A 6,128-nucleotide genomic window follows, 5' to 3' on the forward strand; every position below is an offset into this window, starting at 1 on the left:
TTAGTCCCGATGAATAGCCTGCGGCGCTCAGTTGGTCGCTTTCTCCACAGTAATGTCCCCAAACTCGTCAATCAGCACCGTCCAGCCATCGGATTCGGCGGCTGGATCGGTCTTCAGATAGACCGTGGCGAAAAGGCCCGGTTCCTTGATGAGGCCGCTCGAATTTTCGGGCCGGATGTCGGTGACATAGGGCTTGAGATCGCTGATTTCCTGCAGTTCGACCGTCGAGATGATGGTGGGGCCAGCGTCTCTCTGCGCGATCTGCTGCAGAAAGACTTTGGAGGTCTTGTCCGGCTGGCGCACAGCGAAAAGCTTGTAATAGCCATGCCGCTGCTCTTGCTTGGCATCCCCCTCGCTCACATTTTGGGCGCTGACGCTTTGCGTGGTTGTCGGGGCACGCTCGACCGGCAACGAATTACCGTCATCTTCCCAATAGCCGGTGCTGGTCGCGAAGATGATCGAGGCCGGCAGGATATCGTCATGAACGGTCTGCGCCTCTGCGGCGATCGCCCAGCCGGAAACGAGGAGCGCCGTCATAAATGCTTGCCGCATCGCCATCATTTCAATCCTCGAATTGTTCTGCCAGAATCCGGTCCGACCAAGAGCGGTCGGGATCGGAAAGGATGCGTGCGGTCATGTCCTCGGACTGGGCGATGCGCACATGCAGTATGGATTTGATCTCCGTATTGTCGGCGACCGCATTCACGGGCCGCTTCTCGGCTTCCAATATATGGATGTCCACCGTCACCCGGTTGGGAAGCAGCGCTCCGCGCCAGCGCCGAGGCCGGAAGGCGCTGACCGGCGTCATGGCGAGGAGGGGCGCGTCAAGCGGAAGGATCGGGCCGTGGGCCGAAAGATTGTAGGCGGTCGAGCCTGCAGGCGTTGCCACCATCAAGCCATCGCAGATCAATTCCTCCAGCCGCACATGTCCGTCGATTTCCACCCTGAGCTTCGCTGCCTGATAGGATTGCCGGAAAAGATAGACCTCGTTGATCGCAAGCGCCGAGGAACTGCTGCCGTCGGCATTGGATGTCGTCATCTTCAGCGGATGAAAGGCATTCTCAACGGCGGTACAGATACGGTCATGCAGGTCGGTAGTCTTGTAATCGTTCATCAGAAAGCCGACCGAGCCGCAATTCATGCCGTAGACAAGCTTGCCGCTGTTCATGGTACTGTGCAGTGTCTGAAGCATGAAGCCGTCGCCGCCGAGCGCGACGATGACATCGGCCTCGTTTGCGGGCACATCGCCGTAAAGGCGAATCAGTTCATCTCGCGCGGCGAGTGCTTCCGTGGTCGGCGAGGCGATAAAAGAAAGCGTCTGAAATGACCGGCCCATGCAATGCCCTTTGTTATGCTGCTCTAGCTAAAGGATAAAGGGCCTATACGACAAGACGTTTTGCGTTGCGGGCGAAGTTCGGATGATCTTATCGCCCTGATAGATCGGCCGGTGATTCCGGTGATGAACATGTCCACATGGCCCCCAGCGGGCTTTCCCAACCATAGCGTTGATCGACAACCGGCTGTGGATAGCTTTACCGAGCTGCCGGAATGGGCAAATTTTCTTTACAAAAGATCAGAATCTGCTACTTCGCAGCCATTGCCCTTGTAGCTCAGTTGGTAGAGCACCTGATTTGTAATCAGGGGGTCGCGGGTTCGAACCCTGCCGGGGGCACCAGTTTTCCCAAGCCATTGCATTACATGAACAGAGACTGAAGGGTCGATTCAGCGGCAATTCAGGAGCATCAGGTCATTCTCGCTTCATCAGAAACGAGGAAGTGAGCCATGAGGATCTCCAGTTTTCTCCTAGCAGCCGCCCTTTCGGCCGGTACTTTGTTTTCCGCCGTAGCTCCGGCTGCGGCCATCCCTCTCGACCGTCCGGCAGCCTCGCAACAGAGCGATGTGATCCAGGTCCGCGGCGCTGATCGGGATTGGGGTGATCGAGATTGGGGCGACCGTGACCGGGGCGACCGCGATTGGGGTGATCGCCGTGACTGGCGCGAGCGTCGCGAGTGGCGTGAACGTCGCTACTGGCGTCCGGCCTGGGGCTATGAACGCCGCTGGAGCCCGTGGCGGGAAGAGCGTTGGCGCGAGCGTCATTATTGGCGTCGCCACCACGATGGACCCTATTGGCTCTACCGGAGCTGATAGCTGACCGAGCCACGCATTTTCCGATCCTGAAGCATGCCGCGATCTTTCAGATTCGCTTTCCACACTTTAGGTCTTTGTCTTCACGCAGGTCGTTATCGCAAAACCGCTGCACAGTTTTACGCGGCATGCTTTAGCAAAATCCCGTTGCAAGTTTTCGAACTTGCGACGGGATTTTTGCTTGATCGTTATTCGGCGCATTTGACAATTTTATTGACTGACCACCAGTCAATAATTTAAAGATCAGTTCATCAATCGCCGCGATGGAGTTCGCCATGTCCGCAAAAACACTCCTGACCTCTCTCTTTCGATATAAGGCCAGCGCTGATGAGGAACTTCTGACCGCGCTTGCTGCTTTTCCCGAAAGCGGGCTATCGGAAAACCTCCAGTCCGCTTTTCGTGTTCTCAATCACGCTCAAATCGTCGATCGGATTTTCGCTGCCAACCTGCGGAAGGAGCCGCATGGTTATACGGCGAGTTGGACCAGCGAGCCGCCAGCTTTTGGAGATCTTGCTTCCGCGATTAGGAAAACCGACAGGTGGTATCTGGATTATATGGTGCAGGTGGCGCCCGAGGAGCTCGAAGAGACGATTGACTTCACTTTCACCGATGGTGGGCAGGGCCGCATGTCGCGGGAGGAGATGCTGGCCCATGTCATCACCCACAGCGGTTATCACCGCGGGGAGGTCGGTCGTCTTTTGCCCGACATTGAAAACACTGCTATGCGCGACGTATTCGCGGGCTACCTGCACCGGGCGGAGCCTCAGCGTCGCGGGCATTGACGGACTTTCCGATGACATCACGCATGGCCGGCAGGCCAAGAACCAAACCAGCCGAGGAAAGGCGGGACGACCTCATGGTCGCGGCCGAACGCCTCTTTCTCGACAAGGGGGTGGAGCATACGACGATCGAGGAGATCACCCGAGGTGCCGCCGTCTCGAAGGGTGCCTTTTACCTTCATTTCTCTTCGAAGGCGGATGTTATCGAAGCATTGCGGACCCGCTTCGTTCAGAAGCTTCTGAACGGCATCGTGGAAGAAGTGGGTAAGCAGGAGACTGGCGACTGGGACGGCAAGTTGACGGCCTGGGCAAAAGCCTGCGCCATGGGATATCTAAAAGCCGCGCGCCTGCACAATCTCGTTTTTGCTGCTTCTCCGCCTCCAAGCCGCGAGGGCCTGACGAGCAACATCCTGATCTATAGTCTCCAGCAATTGCTTGCAGCAGGAAGCCGTGAGGGAGCTTGGTCACTGAAGGAGCCGGCATTCACCGCCATATTCCTGTTTAACGCATTGCACGGCGTCGTAAATCAGAGCGGCATCGGCGACGATGATGCCGGGCAATCAAAACTGCTTAGCAATATCGAGAATGGTGTTCTGCGCCTCATCCGATGAGGCGATTTGCAGTCACTTCCGTGCCGGCTCGTTCATGCTCGATGCGATCTTCGTACCGCTGCCGGTCTGTCCGGCACCGGACGGAGACATCATCGCGATGCTGAGGACCGAAGCAATCATAACGGCAACGACGGCAATCATCAGGCGCATGAACATCTAGATCCCTATTTGTCTGGTGGGATTAAACGCCCGGCGACGTTGCGGGTTCCGGATCGGTTATTGCACAGATGGAGGTGGATTTGATGGCGTCGTCGACGGTGCCAGGGGATCCGGCTGGCGGATCGGGTGAGACCTGTCCACCCACGTGATGCTCAAAATGACCATGACGAGGACCGCAATGAAAAGAACGCCGAAGATCAGCGGTCGAATTGCCATAGTGCGGATTCCCTTTTGCCGGCGCCCCAAAGATGAATGCACTGCCGATGATAGTGACCGGCAAGCTCTTTCCAAGGCGGAATATGGACCAGGGAAGAGGGTGTTCAACCGCAATGGCGACCATCATTCCCTCTCTCTGCGACATATCAACAGTGATCTGCCGACTGTGGCCTATGCCTTCAGGTGCAGTCCCGCTGCATAAAGGGCAATCGCCGCGGCATTCGATACGTTCAGCGATTTGATGGCGCCGGGCATATCGAGCCGGGCGAGCGCGCTGACGGTTTCGCGGGTCTTCTGCCGCAGGCCCTTGCCTTCGGAGCCGAGCACCAGCGCGATTCGACCACCTGAGAACGTGCCTTCCAGCGGCGCCGGTCCTTCCGAATCAAGCCCGATCGTGAAGAAGCCGAGCTTGTGCAATTCGCCGAGCGCATCCGAGAGATTGGTGATCTGTATATAAGGTATCAGTTCCAGCGCGCCGGAAGCCGATTTGGCAAGCACGCCCGATTCAGTCGGGCTATGTCTCTGGGTGGTGATAACGGCGCCTGCATTGAAGGCGACGGCCGATCGCATGATGGCGCCGACATTGTGCGGATCGGTTACCTGGTCGAGCAGGAGAAGCAATGGGCTGTCCTTCAGTGCTTCCAGGCGCCGGACGGGCAGGGGGCGTGTTTCCAGCATCACGCCCTGATGGATCGCTTCGGGGCCGAGCACCTTGTCGATATCCTGCGGCGAGACCATGTCGACGGGAATGCCGATCGTATCAGGATCGATCTCCAATCGAGCAAGCGCGTTCTGTGTCACCGATAGCTTGATGTTTTTGCGCTCAGGATTTTCAAGCGCGGCACGAACGGTATGAAGACCGTAGAGGAAGACCTGATCGGGGGCGAGCGCCGGCGGTTTCCAGTCGTCTCCGCCACGCTTGCGCTTCTGTGGTGCCGGTGTTGGAATCTCACCGCGTTCGCGCTTGCCGTCGCGATGCGCGCGTCGCAAGGTTGCGTAATGCGTGTCCTTTGCGGACTTGTCGATAGCGGGCTTGTCGCCGGATTTCTTATCTTTGCTCATGCGGCTTTATAACGATGGCGCCTGTTGCCGCATAGGCCTTCTTTCATACGCCGGCTTTCAACAGGCGATGAAATTTTTCCTGTCTTTTCCATTGTCATCGTGTTGACAGACTGAAATCGTCCGGTCATATACGCGGCGCAGACGACGGGGCGGCAACGCTTCAAAGTCTGACGAACTTGGTCTTCAAGATCCGGACGAAAAACTGGAGAGATGCCCGAGTGGTTAAAGGGGACGGACTGTAAATCCGTTGGCTCAGCCTACGTTGGTTCAAATCCAACTCTCTCCACCATTCGTCATTGGATCGGACCAACCCCGCGGGTATAGCTCAATGGTAGAGCAGCAGCCTTCCAAGCTGAATACGCGGGTTCGATTCCCGCTACCCGCTCCATCTTCCTTGCCGTTCTCGACGAATCACGCCCGCTTTCAGAACTCGAATACGAGATTCATGAAATTGCCAATGATCCAGTAGCCGAGCACCCCTATGGCGATGCCGGCGATGAAGACCGAAGACTGGCCCGTGTTCTTTTTGACGCCCGTGCCTGCATCGTCTTCGCGCGGATAGCCGAATTCACGATGGTCTTCCATGAATGCCGAATAGTGGTTGGTATAGCTCTCCGATTGCATTGGGTGTCCCTCCGAATATTAGAGGGATATCATGCAAGTTTTCCCGTTCGGTGAAATCAATTAGTAAAATGTAATATAATCTTGTCGGCAGGCGTCGCGCCGATGAGATCGCGCGGCACCCGGGTCACGACTGCAGAAATTGCAGTCGCTGCTGGCATCAACAAGGCCAGAAGCGGGCTTTCTCTCGATTTTACCTTAGATTTCAGGTGTTTTGGGGCAGGTGCCGACGAATCGTCTTGCGGGTTGCGAATTATCTCCCATATGCGCTGACACGCCAAGAATGGCGTCTGCAATTAAGTCTTGCGCAATTTCGCCGAAAGCCTTAAACGGCGGCACTAAACCGGTTCGCCGGGGTCACCCATTTACGTCCACAGGAAGCATTCAAATGGCAAAGAGTAAGTTTGAGCGCAACAAGCCGCACGTCAACATTGGCACGATCGGCCACGTTGACCACGGCAAGACGTCTCTGACGGCAGCGATCACGAAGTATTTCGGTGAGTTCAAGGCGTATGACCAGATCGACGCTGCTCCG

Annotated in this window: 10 protein-coding genes and 3 tRNA genes; 7 read left to right on the forward strand and 6 right to left on the reverse strand. The window is 56.7% G+C overall.

Annotation, left to right across the window (positions count from 1 at the left end; translation table 11 throughout):
- Nucleotides 1-27 precede the first annotated feature (27 nt).
- Complete coding sequence (locus AB4Z13_RS07625) at nucleotides 28-558, reverse strand: hypothetical protein (RefSeq protein ID WP_439014694.1); 531 nt, start codon at nucleotides 556-558, stop codon at nucleotides 28-30.
- Between the two features lie 4 nt (nucleotides 559-562).
- Nucleotides 563-1,336 (reverse strand): NAD kinase, encoded by a 774-nt coding sequence (locus AB4Z13_RS07630; protein WP_007823974.1) that lies wholly within the window; start codon nucleotides 1,334-1,336, stop codon nucleotides 563-565.
- A gap of 263 nt (nucleotides 1,337-1,599) precedes the next feature.
- Here AB4Z13_RS07630 and AB4Z13_RS07635 point away from each other — a divergent pair.
- From AB4Z13_RS07635 to AB4Z13_RS07650, 4 genes are all read left to right on the forward strand, one after another.
- A tRNA-Thr gene (locus AB4Z13_RS07635) sits at nucleotides 1,600-1,675 on the forward strand.
- A gap of 107 nt (nucleotides 1,676-1,782) precedes the next feature.
- Nucleotides 1,783-2,145, forward strand: a complete 363-nt coding sequence (locus AB4Z13_RS07640; protein WP_439014695.1) for a hypothetical protein — start codon at nucleotides 1,783-1,785, stop codon at nucleotides 2,143-2,145.
- A gap of 275 nt (nucleotides 2,146-2,420) precedes the next feature.
- Nucleotides 2,421-2,927 (forward strand): DinB family protein, encoded by a 507-nt coding sequence (locus tag AB4Z13_RS07645; RefSeq protein WP_439017192.1) that lies wholly within the window; start codon nucleotides 2,421-2,423, stop codon nucleotides 2,925-2,927.
- 11 nt (nucleotides 2,928-2,938) lie between these two features.
- Nucleotides 2,939-3,535: a TetR/AcrR family transcriptional regulator gene (locus AB4Z13_RS07650; RefSeq protein ID WP_439014696.1), complete on the forward strand. Its 597-nt coding sequence runs from the start codon at nucleotides 2,939-2,941 to the stop codon at nucleotides 3,533-3,535.
- 12 nt (nucleotides 3,536-3,547) lie between these two features.
- Here the strand turns inward: AB4Z13_RS07650 and AB4Z13_RS07655 are convergent, their stop codons facing one another.
- Genes AB4Z13_RS07655 through rlmB form a run of 3 tightly spaced genes read right to left on the reverse strand, consistent with a single transcriptional unit; the run spans nucleotide 3,548 to nucleotide 4,972 of the window.
- Entirely contained in the window at nucleotides 3,548-3,691 is a 144-nt protein-coding gene (locus AB4Z13_RS07655) for a hypothetical protein (RefSeq protein WP_439017303.1), read from the reverse strand.
- 25 nt (nucleotides 3,692-3,716) lie between these two features.
- Nucleotides 3,717-4,037: a hypothetical protein gene (locus AB4Z13_RS07660; RefSeq protein WP_439017304.1), complete on the reverse strand. Its 321-nt coding sequence runs from the start codon at nucleotides 4,035-4,037 to the stop codon at nucleotides 3,717-3,719.
- A 44-nt stretch (nucleotides 4,038-4,081) separates the two neighbouring features.
- Nucleotides 4,082-4,972: a 23S rRNA (guanosine(2251)-2'-O)-methyltransferase RlmB gene (gene rlmB / locus AB4Z13_RS07665; protein ID WP_439014697.1), complete on the reverse strand. Its 891-nt coding sequence runs from the start codon at nucleotides 4,970-4,972 to the stop codon at nucleotides 4,082-4,084.
- Nucleotides 4,973-5,176: 204 nt separating this feature from the next.
- On the opposite strand from rlmB, the gene AB4Z13_RS07670 reads away from it, so the two are divergent.
- Both AB4Z13_RS07670 and AB4Z13_RS07675 read left to right on the forward strand, forming a co-directional pair.
- Nucleotides 5,177-5,261: transfer RNA gene (locus tag AB4Z13_RS07670), tRNA-Tyr, on the forward strand.
- 25 nt (nucleotides 5,262-5,286) lie between these two features.
- Nucleotides 5,287-5,360: transfer RNA gene (locus tag AB4Z13_RS07675), tRNA-Gly, on the forward strand.
- Between the two features lie 35 nt (nucleotides 5,361-5,395).
- Here AB4Z13_RS07675 and AB4Z13_RS07680 read toward each other — a convergent pair.
- Nucleotides 5,396-5,596 carry a hypothetical protein gene (locus AB4Z13_RS07680; protein WP_113324884.1) on the reverse strand — a complete coding sequence of 67 codons (201 nt, stop codon included), beginning with the start codon at nucleotides 5,594-5,596 and terminating at the stop codon, nucleotides 5,396-5,398.
- Nucleotides 5,597-5,981: 385 nt separating this feature from the next.
- Here AB4Z13_RS07680 and AB4Z13_RS07685 point away from each other — a divergent pair.
- The coding region (locus tag AB4Z13_RS07685) for a GTP-binding protein (protein WP_421387882.1) at nucleotides 5,982-6,128 on the forward strand (147 nt) is incomplete at its 3' end.

It is taken from the genome of Rhizobium sp. YAF28 (assembly GCF_052113285.1).
GTDB lineage: Bacteria > Pseudomonadota > Alphaproteobacteria > Rhizobiales > Rhizobiaceae > Rhizobium.